The organism is Streptomyces sp. NPDC052225, assembly GCF_040679615.1.
In the GTDB taxonomy this organism is placed as follows: Bacteria; Actinomycetota; Actinomycetes; order Streptomycetales; family Streptomycetaceae; genus Streptomyces.
The window spans coordinates 1-20,885 of the sequence record NZ_JBFAVD010000051.1; the positions used below are offsets into that span (position 1 = coordinate 1).

Here is a 20,885-nt window from a genome sequence, read left to right on the forward strand (position 1 = left end):
CACCGGGCCGGTATGCAGACCTCGAAGACGATCGTCGCGATCAACAAGGACGCCGAAGCGCCGATCTTCGACCTGGTCGACTACGGCGTCGTCGGTGACCTCTTCGACGTCGTGCCCGCCCTCACCGAAGAGGTCAAGACCCGCAAGGGCTGAACCCTGTAAGCGACTACAGCGGCTACAGCCGCTACAGCTCCTGGGCGCGGCGGCGCGCGTAGTACCCCGCCGCGCCCACGGACCCGGCGACGAGCAGCGAACCGAGCACCAGCTGCCCCGTGCCGATGCGACCCAGGGAGCCGCCGTCACCGGCGTGGGTGCCGTGGAGTTCGGTGCCGCCCTGCCCCGTGACCTTCAGGGTGTGGCGCACCACGGTGCCGTTCGCGCAGCTCACCGAGACCGGGTACGTGCCCGGTCGCGCCCCCGACGGCACCTGGAACTGCCCGACGACGTCGCCCTGGTGGGTGCCGGTGCGCAGCGGGAAGTCACCGGCGCCGAGGCTGTTGGCGTCGCCGGTGGCCTGGGTGTCCGAGCCGCAGCCGGTGGTGTTCGCGGTGACGGTCGCGCCGGGGCGGGCGTTCGCGGGGACGAGTTCCAGGGTTCCTGTTCCCGAGTCGGCGCCGCTGTCGAGGACGGAGTTGTCCCACACCGTGTCGTCCCCCTCCGCCCACGCGGGGGCGGCCATGGGTACGCCGAGACCGAGCACGGCGGCGGCGAGGGCGACGGTCGGCAGGGACGCGGTGCGGCGCATGCGGATCCTCTCGGGGCGGGCCGGGATCCCGGCCGGGCGATCGGTACCCGGCCGATCCCATCCCGCCCGGCGGCCCGCCGCCCGCCGAGGCGTCGAGTCGGGTGACGGACGGAACACGAGTGGGTGACCACGACCCGCCGCACCCCGCCACCTGCCACGCGCCACCCGCCAGTACCAGCACCAGCACCAGCACCAGCACCAGCCGCCACTCTCAGCAGCGGACCGCTAGATACGCCCGTGCGTCCGGCGCGCCTCGACCAGCTGGACCCGCGCCGCTTCAAGGCGGTGTGCCATCACCTCGGCCACCCCGTGCAACAGGGCCACGCCGAGGACGGGCTCCAGGTCGCACAGGCTGCGCACGGTGACGCCGTCGAACTCGTAGGCCCGTACCGGACTGAACGCCTCGGCGCCGAAGTCCCAGGCGTACGGCGGGAAGAGCCAGGACCAGCCGAGCAGATCGCCCGGCCCCAGCGGGTCGATGGGCAGCCGCTCCCGGTCGGAGACGCGCACGTCGAGCGTGACCATGCCGGTCCGGATGATCCAGAACCGGTCGGCGCGGTCCCCTTCCTCGAAGATCCGGGTGTCCTGGGGGAACGAGACCTCGCGGGCCAGGGACATCAGCCGGTCCCGATAGGCGCGCGGGAGTCGGTTCAGCAGTCGTGTCTGGGCCGTCATGGCGGACCACCTCCACCGTCGTGTCGTTCCAGCGTACGTACGTGGCGGCGCGGGCTCCGCTCGGCGGTGGTGACAGCGGGGCGCGGGAGCGCCGCGAACGGACGCGACGGCCGTCTGGCGTAAGCGCATCGCGGGTTCACGATCATGGACCTACGTTTCCGGCATGGCGAAATTCATGGGGTTCCGCCCCGGTATCACCACGGCAGTCGTGACGTCAGGGCTGTGCGCGACCCTCATGGGATGTGCCACGGTCACCCCGGCCGAGGCCACCGAGTCGTCTCCGAAGCCGCCCGCGCCGCCGTCGGTGTCGGCGCTGTCGTGGGAGGTCATGGACGCGCGCACCGGGGCCGTCCTGGGCGCGGCGGCACCGCACCGCAGGCTGCCGCCCGCCAGCACGCTGAAGACCCTGTTCGCGGTGACGGTGCTGCCGAAGCTCCGCCAGGACACCGTTCACCGGGCCACGTCCGCCGACCTCGCGGAGGTCGCCGAGGGCAGCAGCATGGTCGGCGTCGACGAGGGCGCCCGGTACACGGTCGCGGACCTGTGGCGCGGGGTCTTCCTCAGCTCGGGCAACGACGCGGTGCACACCCTCGCCCGGATGAACGGCGGCCTGTCCCGCACGCTCGCCGAGATGCAGGCCACCGCCGACCGGATCGGGGCCGGGGACACCCAGGTCCGCTCCCCCGACGGCTTCGACACCCCGGGCCAGTACTCCTCCGCCCACGATCTGGCGCTGATCGCGAAGGAGGGGCTGAAGAACCCCGACTTCCGCCGCTACATGGGCACGAAGTGGGCGCGCTTCCCGGCGTCCGGCGGCCCGGACGCGTACGAGATCCAGAACACCAACCGGCTCCTGGTCGGCTCGCACGGCGTGGAGCCGTACGCCGGGCTGATCGGCGTGAAGAACGGCTACACGTCGCAGGCGGGCTGCACCCTCGTCTCCGCCGCGACCCGGGGCGGCCGCACGCTCCTGGTCACGGTCATGAATCCGCAGGACGAGTCGTTCAACGCCGTCTACGAGGAGACCCGCGCGCTGCTCGACTGGGGCTTCGAGGCCGCGCCGCTGCGCACGCTCCAGGGCTCGGGGCCCCAACACCCCACCACGGCGAAGAAGTCGGCGGTGGCGACGCCCGGGCCCGCCGCCGCGGAGCCCACGGCCGACGCGGGCCCCGGTCTCACCCGGCACATCGGCGCCGCCGCGGCGCTCCTCGTCCTGGCCTGTGTGCCCGCCCTCGTACGCCGTCGGCTGCGCAAGCGGCGCACGCTCCGCTGAGCGGACGGGCCGCGGGCCCCGTGCACCATTCGGCCCCGTTTGAATGGTCGGTACATGCGAGCGCTTCTAGCGTCACAAGAGTCGCCCCCCATGGCGCCCTCTGGAGGCCCCGCATGCGTTCCATATCCGTACTCTCGTCCTCGGCGTTCTCGGCCGCTCTCCTCTCCGTGGCGGCCCTCGGCCTCGCCGCGCCCGCCGCTCAAGCCGACGACGGCGGTACGCAGCCCAACGTCACGTCCTTCGGCTTCACCGTCACGCCGAGCACCGTCGCGGCCGGCGGCACCGTGACCCTCAGTGCCACCGAGTGCGACGTCCCCACGGTCAAGGTGGACGCGCCGGTCTTCGACCCGGTCGAGCTGAACGAGGGCCACTCCGCGACGGCGAAGGTCTATCCGGACGCCAAGCCCGGTGCCCAGTACGACGTCACCTTCGACTGCGACGGCGAGAAGGGCACCACGCACCTCACCATCGCCACCGGCAGCACCCCCGCCCCGACGACCGAGCCCCGCGGCGTGAAGGCCGGGGTCGGCGGCAGTGTCGGCGGGACGCATCCGGCGCTCGTCGCCACCGGAGGCGCCCTGATCGTGGGCGCGCTCGGCGCGGGCTACCTGCGGACGCGCCGCCGTCGCGACGACGCCGCCTGACGGGCGGGACCGCAGCCGTGTCCCCGGCCCCGTCGAAGGACCGCCGCCCGCCGTGGTCACTGCTCGCCGTGGTGATCCTGGTGGGCGTGCTCCTCGTGCATCACGGCGTCTCGCAGGCGGACGGCCCGCCGCAGCCCGAGCCCGGTGCCGCGAAACTCGGCACGACGACACCCCCCGCCGACCCGCTGCCCGCCGCCACGCCCGTGCGCGTACGGATACCGGAGATCCACGTCGACGCGCCGCTGACCCGTGTCGGGCGCGACGCGGAGGGGTGGCTGGACGCGCCGCCGCCGCGGGACCCGAACCTGGCGGGCTGGTTCACGGGGGCCGTGACCCCCGGCGAGCGCGGCACCGCCGTCATCGACGGCCATGTCGACAACGCCGAAGGGCCTGCCGTCTTCTACGGGCTCGGCGCCCTCAAGAAGGGCCAGCACATCGAGGTGGACCGCGCCGACCGCACCACCGCCGTGTTCGAGATCCACGGCATCGACGTGGTCGACAAGAACGACTTCCCCGACCGGCGGGTCTACGGCAGCACGGGCCTGCCGGAGCTGCGCGTGATCACCTGCGGCGGCAGCTACGACAAGCGCCGCGGCTACACCGGCAACGTCGTCCTGTACGGGCTGCTCACCTCGGTCCGCGACCGCTCCTGACCCCGCGGGCCGGGTCAGGTCAGAGCCTGTCTTTGAACCCCCGTCGTCCCCACGAAGTGCGGGCGCAGCGGAGTCCGGTGCGTGGCGAGGGCGCGTGCCGGGCTTCGGGGCGCAAGCGGGGGTTCAACGACAGGCTCTCAGTCGTGCGGCGCCTGCCCGGTCACCCGGTGGTCCGCGTGGCTGAGGGCCTCCGTGACCAGACGGCGCAGATGGCCGTCGGTGAGCCGGTAGTGCATGTGGCGGCCGTCGCGGCGGGCCTCCACCAGGCCCGCGAGCCGCAGCTTCGCCAGGTGCTGGCTGACGGCCGTGCGGGAGGCGGCGACGCGGTCGGCCAGGGAGCCGACGTCGGACTCCTCCAGGGCGAGCAGCCACAGCAGGTGCAGCCGGGTGGCGTCCGAGAGGAGGGCGAACACCCGGGTCGCCTCGGCGAGGCGGGCGCTGTCCGGTTCCCGCAGATGCGCACCGGCCGCAGATGACAGGGGGTCGCTGTGTGGCATGGGCCCAGCCTAGAGCCGGTCCCCGCCCCCCGGTCCCTCCCGCCTCCCCCTCGACGCATTCCTTATGTGCGCAGGTGCGCACATGACGAGTATGGTGTTGCCCCGCGTTCCGGAGAGGGGGCCACATGCTCACCGTTCTGCGCCACCCCGTGTACCGCCGCCTTTTCGGCGCACAGGTCGTCGCCCTGGTCGGCACGGGCCTGGCCACCGTCTCCCTCGGACTGCTCGCGTACGACCTCGCCGGCCGGTCGGCAGGAGCCGTCCTCGGCACCGCGCTGGCGATCAAGATGACGGCGTACGTGGTGATCGCCCCGGTCGTCGGGGCGTTCGCGCACCGGCTGCCGCGCCGGGCCCTGATGGTGGGCGCGGATCTGGTCCGGGCGTGTGTCGCGGCGGCGCTGCCGTTCGTGGACCAGGTGTGGCAGGTGTATGTGCTCGTCTTCCTGCTCCAGTCCGCGTCGGCCGCCTTCACCCCGACGTTCCAGGCCGTGATCCCCGACGTCCTGCCGGACGAGGCGGACTACACGCGGGCGCTGTCGATGGCCCGGCTCGCGTACGACCTGGAGAGCCTGTTCAGCCCGGCGCTCGCCGCCGCGCTCCTGTCCGTCGTCACGTACGACCGGCTGTTCGCGGGGACGCTGCTCGGCTTCCTCGGCTCGGCCGCGCTGGTGGCGTCGACCGTGCTGCCGAGGCCGGCGCCCGCGCCGGAGCGCGCCGGGGGTGTCCACGCGCGGGCGACGGCGGGCACCCGGCTCTTTCTCGCCGTACCCGAACTGCGGTCGCTGCTCGCGCTGAACCTGGCCGTGGCGGCGGCGAGCGCGATGGTGACGGTCAACTCCGTCGTCTACGTACGGGACTTCCTGCGGATGTCGGCCGGGGCGGTGCCATGGGCGCTCGGCGCGTACGGGGCCGGATCGATGGTGGTCGCGCTGGCGCTGCCGCGCGTCCTGGGGCGGGTCGGCGACCGCACGGTGATGCTGCGCGGGGCGCTGCTCCTCGGCCTCGTCTTCGCCGGTCTCGGCCTCGTCACGGCGTCGGGCGGCGGGAGTTGGCGGCTGCCTGCGCTGCTTGCGGCCTGGGCGGCGTTCGGCGCGGGGTGCTCGATGGTGCTCACGCCGGCCGGGCGTCTGGTGCGGCGGGCGGCGCCGGAGCGGGAGCGTACGGCGGCGTTCGCGGCGCAGTTCTCGCTGTCCCACGCGTGCTGGCTGCTCACCTACCCGCTGGCCGGCTGGCTCGGGGCGACGGCCGGGCTGCTGTGGACAGTGGCCGCGCTGGGGAGCGTGGCGCTGGGCGCGGGCGTCGCCGCCGTACGCCTGTGGCCCGCGACGGAGCGGGAGGTCGAGCACGAGCACGCGGGGCTCGCGGCGGACCATCCGCATGTCAGCGGCGCACGCCGCGTGACCGACGGCTGGCGGCACAGCCACCGGCGTACACGTGACGCGCTCCACGCCGCGCACCCCTGACGGTCCGTCGGCCGGTTCGGGCAGCATGGGGCGGCGATCACGACACGGGGGTGCGTCACATGGCCGAGGCCCGACGGACGGTCACGATCCAGGGCGAGGTGTTCGCCCTGGACGACATCGAGGCGGCGCATCTGTCGCGTGGCCTCACCGGAGGTCTCCTCGACCTGCGCACCACCGACGGCGAGGAGCACACCTTCCAGTTGTGGATCCGCGACTCGGCCGCCGACCACGCCGCGTACGTGGTCCTCAAGTACGAGTGCGGGTGCTACTCGGAGTCGTGGCCGCGCGGCTGGGGCGGCGGTTCGGGCAGCTGACGTCAGCCGCCGAGCCGGGCCGCTCTGGCGCGTGCCTGGGCGTGGCCGCGGTCGGCCGCGCGGCGGAACCAGAGCGCCGCCTCACTGGCGCGGCCGGTGCGCTCCAGCAGGTCGCCGAGGGCGAAGTCCGCCGCGTCGACGCCCTTCTCCGCGGCGCCGCGGTACCAGCGCTCCGCTTCCTGGAGCCGGCCGTCCCGGTCGAGGATGAGGGCGAGATCGTTCATGGCGTGAGCGACACCGCCGTCCGCCGCGCGGTGGAACCAGCGCTCGGCCTCGGGGAGCCGGCCCGCGTCCTCCATGAGGTGGCCGAGGGGGTGCATCGCCTCCACGTCACCCTGCTCGGCGGCCGGGCGCAGCCACCGCTCCGCGTCGGCGGCGCGCCCTTGCGTCCAGGCGATGACGCCCGCGCCGAACATGCCCTGCACGTCGCCCTGCTCGGCGGCGCGCACGAACCAGCGCTCGGCCTCCGCCTGCGTGGAGCCGCTGCGCAGCAGCCAGGAGCCGACGGCGACCATCGAGGGGACGTACCCGTGCTCGGCGGCCCTGCGGTACCACTCCCCCGCCTCCTCCTCGTCGTCCATGCGGATGTGGAGGACGGCCACGTTGTGCATGGCCATGGCGGAGCCCTGCTCGGCGGCGCGGTAGAGCCAGGTCGCGGCGTCCCGCAGCCGGCCCTGTTCGAGCAGATGGGCGCCGAGCCGGATCTGGTCGTCGGGGGCGCCGGAGCGCGCGGCGTACCGGTATCCGGCCTCGCGGGTGTCCACCCCCGGGTCTCCGGTCAGCTCCACGACCGTGCGCAGCAGCGCCTCCGACGGCTTGCGTCCGCCGGTGTGCGTGTCGGTTCCCATGTGCCGTTCTCCCCCTACTCGCTCAGGTCCCAGTCGAGTTCCCAGAGTCTGACCTTGCCGTCGGCGCCGCTGGACAGCGCGTACCAGCCGTCGTCGCTCAACGTGCCGAGCCGCATGGTGCTCTGATGTTCCGTCAGATCGTGCAGCCGTCGTCCGGTGCGCACGTCCCAGACGGCCACCGTGGCGTCCTCGCCCGACGAGAGGGCGAAGCGTCCGTCGGCCGTGAGCCGTACCGACCGGCTCTCGTGCGGCGCCGTCGTACCGTCCCCCGCCGTGTCGAACGCGCGCAGCTGCCGCCCGGTCGCGGCGTCCCAGACCCGGACGGGGCGGTCCGAGTAGCTGCCGCAGGACAGGACGAGCCGCAGATCCGGGCTGACATGGACGGAGCCGGCCGTCATCAGGTGGCCGTGGAACGTGCGCACGCACGCGCCGGTGGCGAGGTCCCACAGGCGGATCGTCCGGTCCTCCGGGCCCGACGCGGCGAAGCGGCCGGCCGGGTCGAGCCAGAGGCCGCACGGCGTGTTCGGATGGTGCCCGCCTTCAGCGAGCGTCCTGACGGGCAACCCGCTGTCCAGGTCCCACAGTTGGAGGGACTCGTCGCCGGAGGTGAACAGGGCGAGGCGGCCGTCGGCGCTGAACCGGGTACGGAGGGCGCCGCGCGGGACCTCGGCGCCGCCGACGCGCTCGCCCGTCCCGGTGGACCAGGCGTGCAGCGCACCGGTCGGGGCGGCCATCATGACGCGGCCGCCGTCCGCGGAGAGCGCGAGGACGCCGCGCGTGGAGCGGCCGCGCGGGCCGTCGACGATCCGGGTACGGGTGCCGGTGGCGACGTCCCACAGGTGGATCGCGCTCTCGCCCGCCGGGACGATCGCCGCTGTCCTGCCGTCCGCGGACAGCGCGGCGTGGTCGACGGCGCGGTCGTACTCGGCGACGACGCGGGACGCCCAGCCGCCGCGCAGCCCGGCGCGGACGGTCTGCCGGCCCAGGGCCCGCCAGGCGGACAGGACCAGCGGGGACCGCTCGTGTCCGGGCAACGCCCTTGCGCGGCCCAGGAGTTCGAGGGCGTGCGCGGTCCTTCGCTGTCGTACGGCGGTGTCGGCGTCGGCGACGAGTGCGGCGACCTGCGCGTCGGTCCGGCCGCGTTCGGCCGCGCGGCGGGGGCGGCTGAGCAGCGGCGGCGCCGGGTGGTCGGCGGGCAGGCGCCAGCGGCGGGCCGTCTCGTCGTGGCCCGCGGAGACGGCGTACCGGCCGCGGTCGGTGATCCGCAGGTCGAGGACGGCGTGTTGCCCCAGGTGGCCGCGCGGCTTCGCGTGTCCGTGGAACGTGCGCAGGCAGCGTCCGGCGTCGAGGTCCCAGAGCCGCAGTGCGGGACCGGAGCCCGCGCACAGCGCCCAGCGGTGGTCGCCGCTCAGCGCCGTCACGTACGTGCTGCGGCTGCGGTCGGGCAGGGTGCGGAGCCGTTCGCCGGTGTCGAGGTCCCACAGGGCGAGAGGCCAGTTGTGGCCGACGAGCACGGCGCGCCGTCCGTCGTCGCTCAGGCGCATGCAGGTGACGGGGAACTGGCCCTCGTAGCCGGGCAGCGTGCGCAGCAGTTCCCGCGTGCCCACGTCCCACAGCCGGACCGATCCGTCCTCGTGCACACCGGTCAGCGCCCGCCGCCCGTCCGGGGTCAACTCGACCTTGGGCGAGCGGTGTTGGAAGCCGTCGAGGGTGTGCCGGACGCGTCCGGTGCGGGTGTCCCAGAGCAGCACCTGTCCGTCGTTCGTCGCGGCCGCCACCAGCCGGCCGTCGAGCGCGAGGCGGGTGGAGACGACGCCTGTGGTGCCCTTCAGGTACTGCGGGGTGAAGGTCTGGAGGCAGGTGCCGTCGGCCAGGCTCCACAGCCGCACGACGTCCTCGGTGCCGGCGGCCACCGCGAACCGTCCGTCGGGGCTCAGGTCCGCGGCGTGCGCGGCGCGTTCGCGGTCGAGGGTCAGCAGGCACCGTCCGGTCCGCGTGTCCCACAGCCGCACTGCGCCGTCGCAGACGACGAGGGCGCGGCTGCCGTCCGCGCTGAGCTTGATGTCGAGGGCGGGCGGCGGCGCGGGTTCCTGCTCGGTGCTGCGGAACGCGGAGACGGTGCGCCGCTCGTACGCGTACCAGGGCGCCGTCCTGGTCTCGGTGCACTCGGCGGGCGTGGGCCGCCCGGCGGCGACGGCCGTGAGCGCCGTCCGCAGTTCGGGTTCGCCGGGCCGCTCGCGCTCCAGGGTGTCGAGGAGGGCGCGGGCGGCCGGGACGTCGCCGCGCTCCAGGTGGACCTGGGCGAGGGCGAGTCGGGCCTCCCAGGAGTCGCCGCTGTCGCCGCGCACCGTGGTGAGGGCGGTGAGCAGGTCCTCGTCGGTGATCTCGCCGCGCCGCCAGCGTGCGAGGCCCGCGTTGTAGGTGGCCTGCGGGTGGCGCGGGTCCGCGGCGAGCGCCGCGACGAAGGCGTCCGCGGCCTCGGCGTCGCGGCCGAGGTCGAGGAGCGAGAGGGCACGGTTGTTGTACTCGTCGGCGAGGAGTTCGGACACCTTGGGCGCGGTGCGCGGATAGGGCCGGTGCAGCTCTTCTTCGTAGACGTGGATGAGCTCGTCGGCGAGTGCGGCCATGGAGCCCGGTCGCGCCCTCGGGTCATGGCGCAGACAGCGCCTGAGGAGGTCGGCGACGCCGGGCGGGACGGGCGGCGGGCCGTCCCCGGTGATCAGGCCGCCCCCGGTGAACGGGCGGGCCAGGTGCGCCTCTAGGGCTTCCCCCGCTGCGACGCCCACGCGCCAGGTCAGGGCGCCGGTGAACATCTCCAGCAGGGACACCGCGTAGCTGTAGACGTCGGAGCGCCGGCCGAGCGGAGCGCGGTCGAACTGTTCGGGCGAGGCGTAGGCCCGGGTCAGTCCGCCGAAGGAGACGAGGACGCTCTCGTCGGACGACGACGCGTCACCCGCTGCGTCGCGTGCTGCGTCGGCCGGTTCGGCGAAGGCGGCCGCGCGGGCCCGGGCCAGCCCGAAGTCGGTCACCTTCGCGGTGATGTCCTGCTCCCCCGCCGCCTCGATCAGGACGTTGGCCGGTTTCACGTCCTGGTGGACGAGGCCGTGGCTGTGCGCGTGGGCGAGGCCCCAGGCGAACTGGACGGCGACGTCGAGGATCCGCGCCAGGGAGCCGCGCGCGTCCCCGCGGTACAGGCGGCGGTCGCGGATCCAGTCGCCGAGGCTGCCGCCGTCGACGTACTCGGCGAAGACCCGTGGGACGCCGTCGAGGGTGCGGACGTAGTGGCAGGTGCAGACGTGCGGGTGCAGGCCGAGCGAGACCCAGGTCTCGGCCTCGGCGACGAACTGCTCGCGCCCCTTCTCGGTCCACCGCTCGGGGCGCGGACTCTTGACGGCGAGGTCGACGTCCCAGGCCAGGTGCCGTACCTGGTGGACGACGCCCATGCCGCCGCGCCCGAGGACACGGGTGATCCGGTAGCGGTCGTCGAGGACGGCGCCCGGGTCCCACGCGCTCACGCGTACTCCGGTTCCGCGGCGAACTCCCGTTCCACGACGGCGGTTTCGCGGACGGTACGGGCCCAGGCGCGAGCCTTCGACAGGGGGTGCTCGGGGAGCAGGAAGTCCCAGGCCGCGTCGTCGCTGGGGTGAAAGCGCAGTTCCGGGGCGTAGGGGTGGCGGGGGTCGTCGTCGAGCGAGACGCCGCGGCGCAGGAGGACGAGGCTCTCGCGCATGCCGGTGATGTCCCACTCGTCGAACTGGCCACGCAGGACGACGGTCCGGTTCCGCTTGGCGAACAGGAACGACGCACGGTAGCGGAACCCCCGCTCGCGGCCGGGAATCCGCTCCCCGACCAGCGTGTACAGGGCGCGCACCCCGTCGACCGGCACGGCGTCCGCCTCGATCAGCCACCCCGTCGCCGCATGCCGCCTGGCCAACTCGGCGCGCATCACGTCGAGTTCGTCGAGCCATGCCGCGCTGGGCGGCAACACGTCGTGGGCGGTGAGGACGACGACGTACGGATGCGTCGGCACGAACCACTGGCCCGGGCCGCAGGGTTCGAAGCCGGCCGTGTCGAACGTGACGAGTGAGGAAGACGTCATGTGTGCATTGAAACAGTGGTCGGCGCGGCACCGCGCACGATCAGGACAACTCCACAGGCCGCCCAAGAGGACGCCATCGGGGCCGAGTTGATCGAATCACCGGGACGGAAGGCGCATACTTGCCGTGCGCGCCGCCGCGTCCCGGGTGCTGCGGGCGTCCATGAACAGCGGGGGTGAGCCGTGGCCTTTCGAGCCGGCCGGACGTACCGGAACTATCTCTACATCAGCACCAGCAAGGTCGACATGCTGCTGCCGCAGCTGGCCCCCGGCTTCGCCCGCAGGCGGACCGGTGAGGTCGGCGTGAACGCGCAGGTGGTGGCGTTCAAGCACACGCGGGAGAGCGCGCCGTCCGACGACCGGGTGCGGCGCCTCGACGCGGTCGTGCGCGGCCTGGAGAAGCGCGGCTCCCTCGGCACGCCCGACGCGCCGCAGGCGTTCTTCCGAGGTCAGCTGTCCATGCGGTGGGGCGTGTTGGCGGGCGGTGAGGACACGTCGCTGGTGTACTTCGGCGGCACGACCGGGCGTACCGTCGTCGCCCTGGGCGGTTCCCGGGCGCACACGCTGGGCGCGTCCCCCGACACCGAGGGCGCCCCCGCGCTCGCCCGCTCCCTCCTCCCCTCGCTGCTCGGCGGACTTCAGCTGAACCCGCATGTCAGGGCGCTGCTCGACCAGGAGGACCCGGAACTGTCGCCGACCGGGGACGCGGCGGATCTGGCGGCGGTGTGCCGCGGTGTGGAGACGTTGCGCGGGCCGGCGCAGACGGTGGAGTTCCTGGCGAAGCGGCTGCTGCACGGCCCGCACCCCGGTCCGGCCGCGGAGTCGGCGGTGCTGCTCGGATCGCCGCTGTATGTCGCCCAGGTCGACTGAGGCCGGCGTGGGCGCGGAGGTCCGGATCGACTCAACTCCGGGTGACGGTACGGAGGTACGGAGTCATACGTTCCAGACGCCGACGACGGTGATCGTGGGGCGTGCCGCGGAGTGCGGGATCCGGGTGCCCGCGCAGGAGCGGCGGGTGTCGCGCCGGCACTGCGCGTTCGACATCGCGCCGCCGGACGTACGGGTGCGTGACCTGGGCAGCCGCAACGGCACGTACGTGAACGGCGTGCGGCTCGACGCCGACGGCCCGGCGACCGAGCTGACCGACGGGGACGAGGTGCGGGCGGGCGGCCTGCGGCTGCGTGTCGCCGTCACGCCGTCAGCCCCCGACGACGGCGTCGGCATCCCCGGCTACACCCTGCTGCGGGAGCTGGGCGAGGGCGCGCAGGGCACCGTCCATCTGGCACGGGGCCCCGGCTCGGACGAGCTGCTCGCACTGAAGATCCTGCGGCCCGAGTGGGCCGTGCCGGAGGCGGTGAGCGGCTTCCTCCGCGAGATCGAGGCGACCAGGGCGCTGGCCCACGCCAACATCGTGCGGTTCCGCGACGCCGGGTCGAGCGGCGAACTCCTGTATCTGGTCTGCGAGTTCTGCGACGCGGGCGATCTGGGCAGCTGGGTGGTGGCGCAGGACGGGCCGCTGCCGCCGGACGTCGCGGTGTCGCTGACGCTCCAGGTTCTCGACGGCCTGGCGTACGCGCACGACGCCCCGCTGCCGCCGGTCCGGGACGCCGACGGGTCGCTGACGCCCGTACGCGGTCTCGTGCACCGGGACATCAAGCCGCCGAACCTCCTCCTGTCCGGCGCGGGTGACCACAAGACGGTGAAGATCGCGGACTTCGGGCTCGCCAAGGCCTTCGACCGGGCGGGCCTGTCGGGTCTCACGCACACCGGGGCCCTGGGCGGCAGTGTCGGTTTCATGCCGCGTTCGCAGGCCGTCGACTACCGGCATGTCCGGCCCGCGGTGGACGTCTGGGCGACGGCGGCCTGCCTCTACTGGATGCTCACCCGCGCCACGCCCCGCGACTTCCCGCGTGGTGTCGACCCGGTCGTCGCGGTACTGCGCGAGCCGGTCGTGCCGATCGGCAAGCGCGACGCGTCCGTGCCGCCCCGGCTCGCCGCGCTGCTCGACGACGTTCTGGCTAACGACGCCCCCGACGACGAACGCACCCCGTCGGCGGGGGAGTTCGCCCGCGAACTCCTGAATTCCGTTTAATGTCCCGCGTCTTCTGAGTGGTCATGTCACGCAGGGGAACCCGGTGTGCCGGAAAGAGAGGAACAACAAGAACAACAAGAAATAAGGAGCACGCAATGACCTACGGCACCTCTCCGGCCGCCTCTTCGCGGTCGGGTTCCAACGGGCTCGCCATCGCGGGCATGGCCTGCGGAATCATCGGACTGCTCTTTCTTCCCATCGTCCTGGGTCCGCTCGCCATCATCTTCGGCGCGGTAGGTATGCGGCAGGCCGGCGCCAAGGGTGGCGGCGGGATGGCCAAGGCCGGCGTCATTCTGGGCGTCATCGACGTCATCATCTTCATCGTGCTGATCGCCGTCGCGGCTTCTTCGGGCGGCTTCACCTGGTACGTCGGCGGCTGATCCGCCCACCGACCCGCGCTGCCGTCTCCCTCAGCCAGCGGTGGCCCGCGTCGTGCGTGTGCACCGGATGCCACCACAGCGCCTCCTGCAACGGCACCGCTTCGTAGGGCGGTTCCAGGACGCGCACGTCGGCGAGCGGGGCGAGGAGGCGGGCGAGGCGGGCCTGGATGAGGGCGATGCGGCGGGTGCCCGCCACCAGGAGCGGCAGCAGCTGGAAGCTGTCGACGGAGACCTCGACCCGCGGCTCGATGCCGAGCATCCCCAACTGCCGTACGGCGGGGGCGTCGTAGGTCCGCTGGTAGGTCACCCAGGGCAGCAGCGCCAGGTCGCGGAGGGTGAGCGGGCCCTCGGCGGCCGGGTGGTCGCCGGCGACGAGGAAGACCCAGCGGTCGTCGTAGAGGTCGGTGGCGGGGAAGTCGCTGATGACGCCGTGCGGCATGAACAGGCCGTCGACCGCGCTGAGCAGCGTCGCCGTGTCGTCGACGACGGTGGGCGGGGTCTGTGTGAAGCGGAGCCGGATGCCGGGTGCCTCCTCGTGCACGACGCGGGCGAGTTCGGCGCCGAACACGGAGACGGCGTAGTCGGAGGCGACCAACTTGAACTCGCGGGTCTCGGCGGCCGGGTCGAAGTCGGCCTGGCTGGCGAAGAGGCGCTCCAGCAGGTCGTAGGCAGTGGCGGTGCGGTCGAGGAGGACCTGGCCGAGGGCGGTGAGTTCGTAGTGGCCGCCGACGCGGGCCAGCAGGTCGTCGTCGAAGTGCCGGCGCAGCCGGGCGAGGGCGGCGCTCATGGCGGGCTGGCTCAGGCCCACGCGCTGCCCCGCGCGCGTGACGTTGCGCTCCTCCAGGAGGGCGCGCAGGGCGACGACGAGATTGAGGTCCAGACGGGCCAGATTCACGGGCTTTCCTCTGCGGGTCGACGCTGACCAGGGGACATTCACCTGACGGATGGCAGCGATCCACACAATCGATTTCCCTGATCACCGGTGGCGGGTCCAGATTAGTCGCACCGCAATCAGGAGGACATCTTCGTGAAGCCCGAACCCGCGTCCGCGCCCTTCGCGGGCCCTTTCGCCCTGGCGACCCTCTCGGCCCCGGACGGCCCCCGCTTCCCTGCTCTCGTCACCGCGGACGCGCAGGTCGTCGATCTTCGACTCGCCTTCGAAAACGCGCAGTTGACGGTACGTGGCCTGCTTGAGGAATGGCCTTCGGTACTGCCGCGCCTGCGGGCCCTCGCCGAGGACGGCACGGCGGGGCACGGGCCGCTGAGCGAGTTCCGTGTGCATGCTCCGGTCGAGCCGCGTCAGGTGTTCCAGTCGGGCGCCAACTACCGCCAGCACGTCATCGACCTGCACGTCGCGCACCGGGCGCCGGGCGACGACCGTCCGCAGGAGGAGCGGCGCGCCGAGGCCGCCGAGCTGATGGACCGCCGGGCCGCACAGGACCTGCCGTACGTGTTCATCGGACTGCCGAGCGCCGTCACCGGTCCGTACGACGACGTCGTCCTCCCGGCCTGGGCCGAGAAGCCCGACTGGGAGCTGGAGCTCGCCGCCGTGATCGGCCGGCCGGCGCACCGGGTCCCGGTCGGCGATGCGCTCTCACACGTCGCCGGGTACACGATCGCCAACGACCTCACCGACCGGGCGACCGTCTTCCGCCGGGACATGCCGCAGATCGGCACGGACTGGCTGCGCAGCAAGAACGCCCCCGGGTTCACCCCGCTCGGCCCGTGGATCGTGCCCGCAGATTCGGTCCCCGACCCCGGCGATCTGCGGCTGCTCCTGAAGCTGAACGGCGAGACCATGCAAGACGAGTCGACCAAGGACATGATCTTCGACGTCGCACGCATGGTGTCGTACGCCTCCCAGACAGCTCAACTCCTGCCCGGTGACCTCGTGTTGACCGGCTCCCCGGCAGGCAACGGCATGCACTGGGGGCGGCTGCTGCGCGACGGCGACGTGATGGAGGGCTCGATCGCCGGGCTCGGCGCCCAGCGCACGCGCTGTGTGGCCGAGGACGCGACGTCATGAGCCCGGACCGGACCGACCCGGAGGGTGAGATCGCCGCGGCCGCCGAGGCGTACTCCAACTGGGGGCGCTGGGGCGAGGACGACGTGCTGGGCACGCTGAACTTCCTCGACGAGGCCAAGCGCCGCGAGGGCGCCGCGCTCGTGCGGCGGGGTGTGAGCTTCTCCCTGTCGCAGCGTTTCGACATGGACGGCCCGCAGAAGGGCTGGCGGCGCCGGACCAACCCGGTGCACACCATGCTCGACACGGGCACCGACGCGGCGCTCGGCAACCAGGGCTTCCCGCACGGGATCGGCGGCGCCGACGACGTGATCGCGATGCCGTTGCAGTGCTCCACGCAGTGGGACGGGCTCGGCCACATCTTCGACCACGGCAAGGCGTGGAACGGCCGGGACGCCGCGAAGACCGTCACGTCCGACGGCGACCTCGTCACCGGCATCGAGCACATGGCCCCGCATGTGGCAGGCCGCGGCGTCCTCCTCGACGTGGGCCACGTCGTCGGCGAGGGCGGCGAGTTGCCGGACGGGTTCGCCATCACCGAGGACCACCTCGTCGCCACCGCCGAGGCGCACGGCGTCCGCGTCGGCCGCGGTGACCTCGTCCTCGTCCGCACCGGACGGCTCACCCGCGCCCGGCGCGAGGGCTGGGGCGAGTACGCGGGCGGCCCCGCGCCCGGCCTCTCGTTCACGACGGCGGGCTGGCTGCACCGCACGGAGATCGCCGCGATCGCCACCGACACCTGGGGCTTCGAGGTCCGCCCCAACGAGTTCGACCACGCCTTCCAGCCACTGCACCAGGTCGCCATCCCCAACATGGGGCTCCTCATCGGCGAGATGTGGGACCTGGACGCGCTGGCCGAGGACTGTGCGGCCGACGGCGTCCATGACTTCTGGCTCACCGCCGCTCCGCTGCCCATCACCGGCGCGGTCGGCTCGCCGGTGAACCCGGTCGCCGTCAAGTGACCCTCCATCACCCACCTTGCGGAACAAGGGAGTTCCCCTCATGAACACACCCCGCACGGTCCTCGTCGTCGGCGGCGGCGCGGCCGGCTGCGCGGCGACGATCCTGCTGCGCCGCGCCGGTATCGCCGTCGACCTGATCGAGGCGAAGGCCGACTGGAACGCCACCGCCGGGTCCGGCATCACCCTCCAGGGCAACGCCCTGCGCGTCCTGCGCGAACTCGGTGTGTGGGAGGAGGTGCGGCGCTCCGGGTACGGGTTCGGCGCGGTCGGCATCACCGCCCCCGACGGCACCGTCCTGCACGTCGCCGAGGATCTGCGCACCGGCGGCGACGACCTGCCGGCCACCGTCGGCATGCAGCGCCCGCACCTCCAGCGCATCCTGATCGACGCGGTGCGGGCGAGCGGAGCCGGCGTACGCCTCGGCGTCCGCGCCACCGATCTCGACCAGGACGACAGCGGCGTCACCGTCCGCTGCACCGACGGTACCGAGCAGCGCTACGACCTGGTCATCGCAGCGGACGGCCTGGGCTCCGCGACCCGCGCGGCCATCGGCATCACGGACAAGCCGGAGCCCACCGGCATGGCGATCTGGCGGATCGCCACCCCCCGCCCCGCCGGTGTCACCCGTACCGACCTGGCGTACGGCGGCCCGGCCTACATCGCCGGGTACTGCCCCACCAGCGACGACACGCTCTACGCGTACGTCGTCGAGGCGAACCGCGACCGTGCCTCCATCCCGGCCGCGTCCTACGCCGACGAGATGCGCCGGCTCGCGCGGCACTACGGCGGCAACTGGCCCGAGATCACCGCGCACATCACCGACCCGGCGCTGGTCAACTACACCTGGTTCGACCGGATGCTGGTCGAGGGCTCCTGGCACCGCGGCCGGGTCGTCCTCGTCGGCGACGCCGCGCACTGCTGTCCGCCGACCCTCGCCCAGGGCGCGGCGATGTCGCTGGAGGACGCCTGGGTGCTCGCCCAGTTGCTCACCGCCTCCGACACCTGGGACGACGCCCTGTTCCAGGCGTACCACGAGCGCCGGATCGCGCGCGTACGGGCGGTCGTCGACGCCTCCGTCCAGCTCGGGCAGTGGCAGCTCGACGGGGTCCGCGACGCCGACGTGCCCGGTCTGATGGGCCGCACGATGACGATGCTGCGGGAGCTGCCGTGACGCCGGCCCCGCCCACCGTCGACGTGCACGCCCACGTCCTGCTGCCCGAGGTCGACGCCCTGGTGGAGGGCCTGCCCGGCCATGCCGAGGCCCGCGCCCTCGACGCCCGGCGCAACGGCTCCGCGGCGCTGAAGGTCAACGGTCCGATGATCGGCGAGCGGATCGCCCTGCTCACCGACGTGTCGGCGCGGCTCGCCGCGATGGACGCCCAGGGCGTCGACGTCCAGCTCGTCAGTCCGTCCCCCTCGCACTACCATCCCTGGACGGACGAGGAGACGGCCGAGAAGGTGTACCGGCTCGCCGCCGAGGCGACGGCCGCGCACTGCGCGGCGGCCCCCGACCGGCTGCGCGGACTCGGTCTCGTACCGCTGCACCATCCCGGGCAGGCGGTGGCCGCGCTCGAACACGCCCTGGAATGCGGCCTGTCGGGCGTCGAGATGTCGAGTCACACGCCGGGGCGCGAGTTGTCCGATCCGATCTACGAGCCGTTCTGGTCGCGGGCCGAGGAGACGGGCGCCATCGTCTTCCTGCACCCCTTCGGCTGCACCCTCGACGAGCGCCTCGCCCCGTGGTACCTGTCCAACTCGGTGGGCCAGCCCACCGAGAACGCCGTCGCGCTCTCGCACCTGATCTTCTCCGGCGTCCTGGACCGCCACCCGGCGCTCACCGTGATCGCCGCGCACGGCGGCGGCTATCTGCCGACCCACATCGGGCGCGCCGACCACGCGTGGCGGGTGCGTCCCGACGCACGGGGCTGCCGCGAGACACCGAGCAGTTATCTCGAGCGCCTCTACTTCGACTCGCTCGTCCACGACCCGTACGTCCTGCGGGAGTTGGTGCGCGTGGCGGGCGCGGACCGGGTGCTGCTCGGCTCCGACTTCCCCTTCGACATGGGCGCCGGGGACCCGGTGGGCGCGCTGCGTGCCGCCCGCCTGTCCGACGCCGACTTCCACGCCGTACGGGGCGGCACCGCGGCCGCCCTCCTTCGTAAGGACCGATGACCATGAACGGACGCCTGCTCACCCATCTGCGCCATGTCGACCTGGCGGTGCCCGACTACGACAAGCAGCTCGACTTCTACTCCGGCGTCTGGGGCCTGACGAAGGTCGCCGAGGACTCCGGGATCTCCTTCCTCGCCGCCGAAGGCTCCCCCGAGCAGTACGTCGTACGGCTGCGCAGGGCGGACGAGAAGCGCCTCGACCTCGTCTCCTACGGGGCCGCGTCCCCCGCCGACGTCGACACCCTCGCCGAGCGACTCCTCGCCGGTGGCGTGCAGTTGATCAGCCGCCCCGGCACGGTCGACACGCCCGGCGGCGGTTACGGCTTCCGCTTCTTCGACGTCGACGGGCGCACCATCGAGGTCTCCGCCGACGTCGAGGTCAGGCAGCACCGCAGGATCGAGGAGAAGGAGGCCATCCCGGTCAAGCTCTCCCACGTGGTCCTCAACGCCCCCGATCTGAACCGGACTCGGGACTGGTACGAGCGCCACCTCGGCTTCGCCCTGTCCGACACCCTCAGCTCGCCGCACATGGGCGAGGTCATGCACTTCATGCGGATCAGCAACCAGCACCACTCCATGGCGATCGCGCGGGGCCCGCACACCGCGCTGCACCACGTCTCCTTCGAGATGCGCGGCATCGACGAGTACATGCGCGGCTCGGGCCGGGTGATGCGGGCCGGATTCAAGAAGATCTGGGGTCCCGGCCGCCACATGGCGGGCGACAACACGTTCACGTACTTCCTCGATCCGCACGGCAACACCGTTGAGTACACGACCGAGTTGGAGTGCCTGGACGAGGACACCTGGCATCCGCACGTGTACGACTTCTCACAGCCGGAGGTCACCGACCAGTGGGGCACGGCGAACCCGATGAGCGAGATCGTCGCCAAGGAATCCTTCAACGACCCCGACCGCGGCGTCTTCGTCGCCCCTCCGGTGTGAGGCCGCCGTGCGCATAGCGAGGTATGTCCATGAGGGCCGGGAGCGCTGCGGTGCCGTCGAGGGCGGTTCCGTACGGCACTTCCCGGACGGGACCTCACCGATCGACGCGGCGTCGAGGGCGCCGCAGGCCGCGGGGCCCGCGGTTCCGCTCACCGAGGTCCGTCTCCTTCCGCCCCTGCGGCCCGCTTCCGTACGGGACTTCGTCACCTTCGAGGAGCACGTCGAGGGCGTCCGCCGGTCCGTGGACGGCGTCGGTGGCGTCCCGGAGCAGTGGTACGCCGCGCCCACCTTCTACTTCACCAATCCGCACGCGGTGTTCGGCGCGCACGACGACATTCCTGTGCCGCCGGGGTGCACCGCCTTCGACTTCGAACTGGAGGTCGCCGCCGTCATCGGGCGCGAGGGCCGCGACCTCACGCCCGAGCAGGCCCGCGAGCACATCGTCGGCTACACCGTCTTCAACGACTGGTCGGCGCGTGACCTCCAGTCGGCCGAGATGAAGGTCGGTCTCGGACCGTGCAAGGGCAAGGACACGGCAACCACCCTCGGCCCGCACCTGGTGACCGCCGACGAGCTGGAACCGTACCGGGACGCGGACGGCTTCCTGCGGCTCGCCCTCACCGCCTCGGTCAACGGTGAGGTGGTCGGCAAGGACCTGCTGTCCCATATGAGCTGGACCTTCGAGGAGATGGTCGCCTACGCGTCACGCGGCACCCGCGTGGTGCCCGGTGACGTCCTCGGCTCCGGAACGTGCGGGGGCGGCGGCTGCCTCGCCGAGCTGTGGGGCCGGCGCGGTGAGCGGACTCCGCCGCCGCTGGAGCCCGGCGACACCGTCACCCTCACCGTCGAAGGGATCGGCACCGTGTCCAACACGGTCGTCACGGGCGCCGACCCGGTGCCGCTGCCGACCGGGCGGCGCCGCCCGCGGCAGCGGTCGTAGGGCGGTTTCGCTTTCCGGACGGGTGGACGGCGGGGTGTTCGTTCGCGTTGCTGTTGCCTGTGCAAGGTCGTACGACCCCGGCGCCGATGGCCCGCGCCGAGTGCGCGCCGACCGCGCTCGCCCCACGACGACGCCGCCGCGACGGCCCTGCCGGCAGGGCCGTCGCG

At 73.0% G+C, this 20,885-nt stretch carries 21 protein-coding genes and 1 pseudogene; 15 read left to right on the plus strand and 7 right to left on the minus strand.

The annotated features are described in order from the left end of the window. Window positions 1–153: pseudogene (locus AB0L37_RS37530) on the plus strand (electron transfer flavoprotein subunit alpha/FixB family protein); the annotation flags it as partial. A gap of 31 nt (window positions 154–184) precedes the next feature. On the opposite strand, the gene AB0L37_RS37535 reads toward AB0L37_RS37530, so the two are convergent. Together AB0L37_RS37535 and AB0L37_RS37540 are read right to left on the minus strand one after the other, a co-directional pair. Then, the gene (locus AB0L37_RS37535; protein WP_365516369.1) at window positions 185–745 is read right to left on the minus strand and encodes a hypothetical protein; all 561 of its coding nucleotides are present in this window, start codon (window positions 743–745) and stop codon (window positions 185–187) included. Between the two features lie 225 nt (window positions 746–970). After that, window positions 971–1,420, minus strand: a complete 450-nt coding sequence (locus AB0L37_RS37540; RefSeq protein WP_365516372.1) for a cyclic nucleotide-binding domain-containing protein — start codon at window positions 1,418–1,420, stop codon at window positions 971–973. Between the two features lie 235 nt (window positions 1,421–1,655). Here AB0L37_RS37540 and AB0L37_RS37545 point away from each other — a divergent pair, with 235 nt between their 5' ends. From AB0L37_RS37545 to AB0L37_RS37555, 3 genes are all read left to right on the plus strand, one after another. Continuing rightward, window positions 1,656–2,693 (plus strand): serine hydrolase, encoded by a 1,038-nt coding sequence (locus tag AB0L37_RS37545; protein ID WP_365516421.1) that lies wholly within the window; start codon window positions 1,656–1,658, stop codon window positions 2,691–2,693. A gap of 113 nt (window positions 2,694–2,806) precedes the next feature. Continuing rightward, window positions 2,807–3,337 carry a hypothetical protein gene (locus AB0L37_RS37550; protein WP_365516375.1) on the plus strand — a complete coding sequence of 177 codons (531 nt, stop codon included), beginning with the start codon at window positions 2,807–2,809 and terminating at the stop codon, window positions 3,335–3,337. Between the two features lie 17 nt (window positions 3,338–3,354). Further along, window positions 3,355–3,990, plus strand: coding sequence for a class F sortase (locus tag AB0L37_RS37555; RefSeq protein WP_365516377.1), 636 nt, complete (start codon window positions 3,355–3,357; stop codon window positions 3,988–3,990). Between the two features lie 137 nt (window positions 3,991–4,127). On the opposite strand, the gene AB0L37_RS37560 is transcribed toward AB0L37_RS37555, so the two are convergent. Beyond that, entirely contained in the window at window positions 4,128–4,487 is a 360-nt protein-coding gene (locus tag AB0L37_RS37560) for a metalloregulator ArsR/SmtB family transcription factor (RefSeq protein ID WP_365516379.1), read from the minus strand. Window positions 4,488–4,612: 125 nt separating this feature from the next. Here AB0L37_RS37560 and AB0L37_RS37565 point away from each other — a divergent pair, with 125 nt between their 5' ends. Together AB0L37_RS37565 and AB0L37_RS37570 are read left to right on the plus strand one after the other, a co-directional pair. Next, the gene (locus AB0L37_RS37565) at window positions 4,613–5,950 is read left to right on the plus strand and encodes an MFS transporter (protein ID WP_365516382.1); all 1,338 of its coding nucleotides are present in this window, start codon (window positions 4,613–4,615) and stop codon (window positions 5,948–5,950) included. A 59-nt stretch (window positions 5,951–6,009) separates the two neighbouring features. Beyond that, a complete protein-coding gene (locus AB0L37_RS37570) occupies window positions 6,010–6,264 on the plus strand; it encodes a hypothetical protein (RefSeq protein WP_365516384.1) in 255 nt (84 codons plus the stop codon). A 2-nt stretch (window positions 6,265–6,266) separates the two neighbouring features. Here AB0L37_RS37570 and AB0L37_RS37575 read toward each other — a convergent pair whose 3' ends face one another. The 3 genes from AB0L37_RS37575 to AB0L37_RS37585 are packed head-to-tail and all read right to left on the minus strand — an operon-like array spanning window position 6,267 to window position 11,211. Then, a complete protein-coding gene (locus AB0L37_RS37575; protein ID WP_365516387.1) occupies window positions 6,267–7,112 on the minus strand; it encodes a tetratricopeptide repeat protein in 846 nt (281 codons plus the stop codon). Window positions 7,113–7,126: 14 nt separating this feature from the next. Next, window positions 7,127–10,627: a protein kinase gene (locus tag AB0L37_RS37580; RefSeq protein WP_365516390.1), complete on the minus strand. Its 3,501-nt coding sequence runs from the start codon at window positions 10,625–10,627 to the stop codon at window positions 7,127–7,129. Then, complete coding sequence (locus tag AB0L37_RS37585; RefSeq protein ID WP_365516393.1) at window positions 10,624–11,211, minus strand: hypothetical protein; 588 nt, start codon at window positions 11,209–11,211, stop codon at window positions 10,624–10,626. The genes AB0L37_RS37580 and AB0L37_RS37585 overlap by 4 nt, the downstream gene beginning before the upstream one ends. A gap of 180 nt (window positions 11,212–11,391) precedes the next feature. On the opposite strand from AB0L37_RS37585, the gene AB0L37_RS37590 reads away from it, so the two are divergent. The 3 genes from AB0L37_RS37590 to AB0L37_RS37600 all read left to right on the plus strand — a co-directional run bounded on the left by AB0L37_RS37590 (window position 11,392) and on the right by AB0L37_RS37600 (window position 13,680). Next, a complete protein-coding gene (locus AB0L37_RS37590; RefSeq protein WP_365516396.1) occupies window positions 11,392–12,078 on the plus strand; it encodes an SAVMC3_10250 family protein in 687 nt (228 codons plus the stop codon). A 7-nt stretch (window positions 12,079–12,085) separates the two neighbouring features. Next, on the plus strand, window positions 12,086–13,300 hold the full coding sequence (locus tag AB0L37_RS37595) for an FHA domain-containing serine/threonine-protein kinase (protein ID WP_365516399.1): 1,215 nt from the start codon (window positions 12,086–12,088) through the stop codon (window positions 13,298–13,300). 95 nt (window positions 13,301–13,395) lie between these two features. After that, complete coding sequence (locus AB0L37_RS37600; RefSeq protein ID WP_365516402.1) at window positions 13,396–13,680, plus strand: DUF4190 domain-containing protein; 285 nt, start codon at window positions 13,396–13,398, stop codon at window positions 13,678–13,680. Here the strand turns inward: AB0L37_RS37600 and AB0L37_RS37605 are convergent. Beyond that, window positions 13,658–14,575, minus strand: a complete 918-nt coding sequence (locus tag AB0L37_RS37605) for a LysR family transcriptional regulator (protein ID WP_365516405.1) — start codon at window positions 14,573–14,575, stop codon at window positions 13,658–13,660. The genes AB0L37_RS37600 and AB0L37_RS37605 overlap by 23 nt on opposite strands. Window positions 14,576–14,701: 126 nt before the next feature. On the opposite strand from AB0L37_RS37605, the gene AB0L37_RS37610 reads away from it, so the two are divergent. The 6 genes from AB0L37_RS37610 to AB0L37_RS37635 are packed head-to-tail and all read left to right on the plus strand — an operon-like array spanning window position 14,702 to window position 20,718. Continuing rightward, complete coding sequence (locus AB0L37_RS37610) at window positions 14,702–15,706, plus strand: fumarylacetoacetate hydrolase family protein (RefSeq protein WP_365516424.1); 1,005 nt, start codon at window positions 14,702–14,704, stop codon at window positions 15,704–15,706. Beyond that, the gene (locus AB0L37_RS37615; protein ID WP_365516408.1) at window positions 15,703–16,665 is read left to right on the plus strand and encodes a cyclase family protein; all 963 of its coding nucleotides are present in this window, start codon (window positions 15,703–15,705) and stop codon (window positions 16,663–16,665) included. The genes AB0L37_RS37610 and AB0L37_RS37615 overlap by 4 nt, the downstream gene beginning before the upstream one ends. A 40-nt stretch (window positions 16,666–16,705) precedes the next feature. Next, window positions 16,706–17,836: an FAD-dependent oxidoreductase gene (locus AB0L37_RS37620; RefSeq protein WP_365516410.1), complete on the plus strand. Its 1,131-nt coding sequence runs from the start codon at window positions 16,706–16,708 to the stop codon at window positions 17,834–17,836. Beyond that, window positions 17,833–18,837: an amidohydrolase family protein gene (locus AB0L37_RS37625; protein WP_365516413.1), complete on the plus strand. Its 1,005-nt coding sequence runs from the start codon at window positions 17,833–17,835 to the stop codon at window positions 18,835–18,837. The genes AB0L37_RS37620 and AB0L37_RS37625 overlap by 4 nt, the downstream gene beginning before the upstream one ends. A gap of 2 nt (window positions 18,838–18,839) precedes the next feature. Continuing rightward, complete coding sequence (locus AB0L37_RS37630) at window positions 18,840–19,778, plus strand: VOC family protein (RefSeq protein ID WP_365516416.1); 939 nt, start codon at window positions 18,840–18,842, stop codon at window positions 19,776–19,778. Between the two features lie 7 nt (window positions 19,779–19,785). Beyond that, window positions 19,786–20,718 carry a fumarylacetoacetate hydrolase family protein gene (locus AB0L37_RS37635; protein ID WP_365516418.1) on the plus strand — a complete coding sequence of 311 codons (933 nt, stop codon included), beginning with the start codon at window positions 19,786–19,788 and terminating at the stop codon, window positions 20,716–20,718. Window positions 20,719–20,885: the final 167 nt, after the last annotated feature.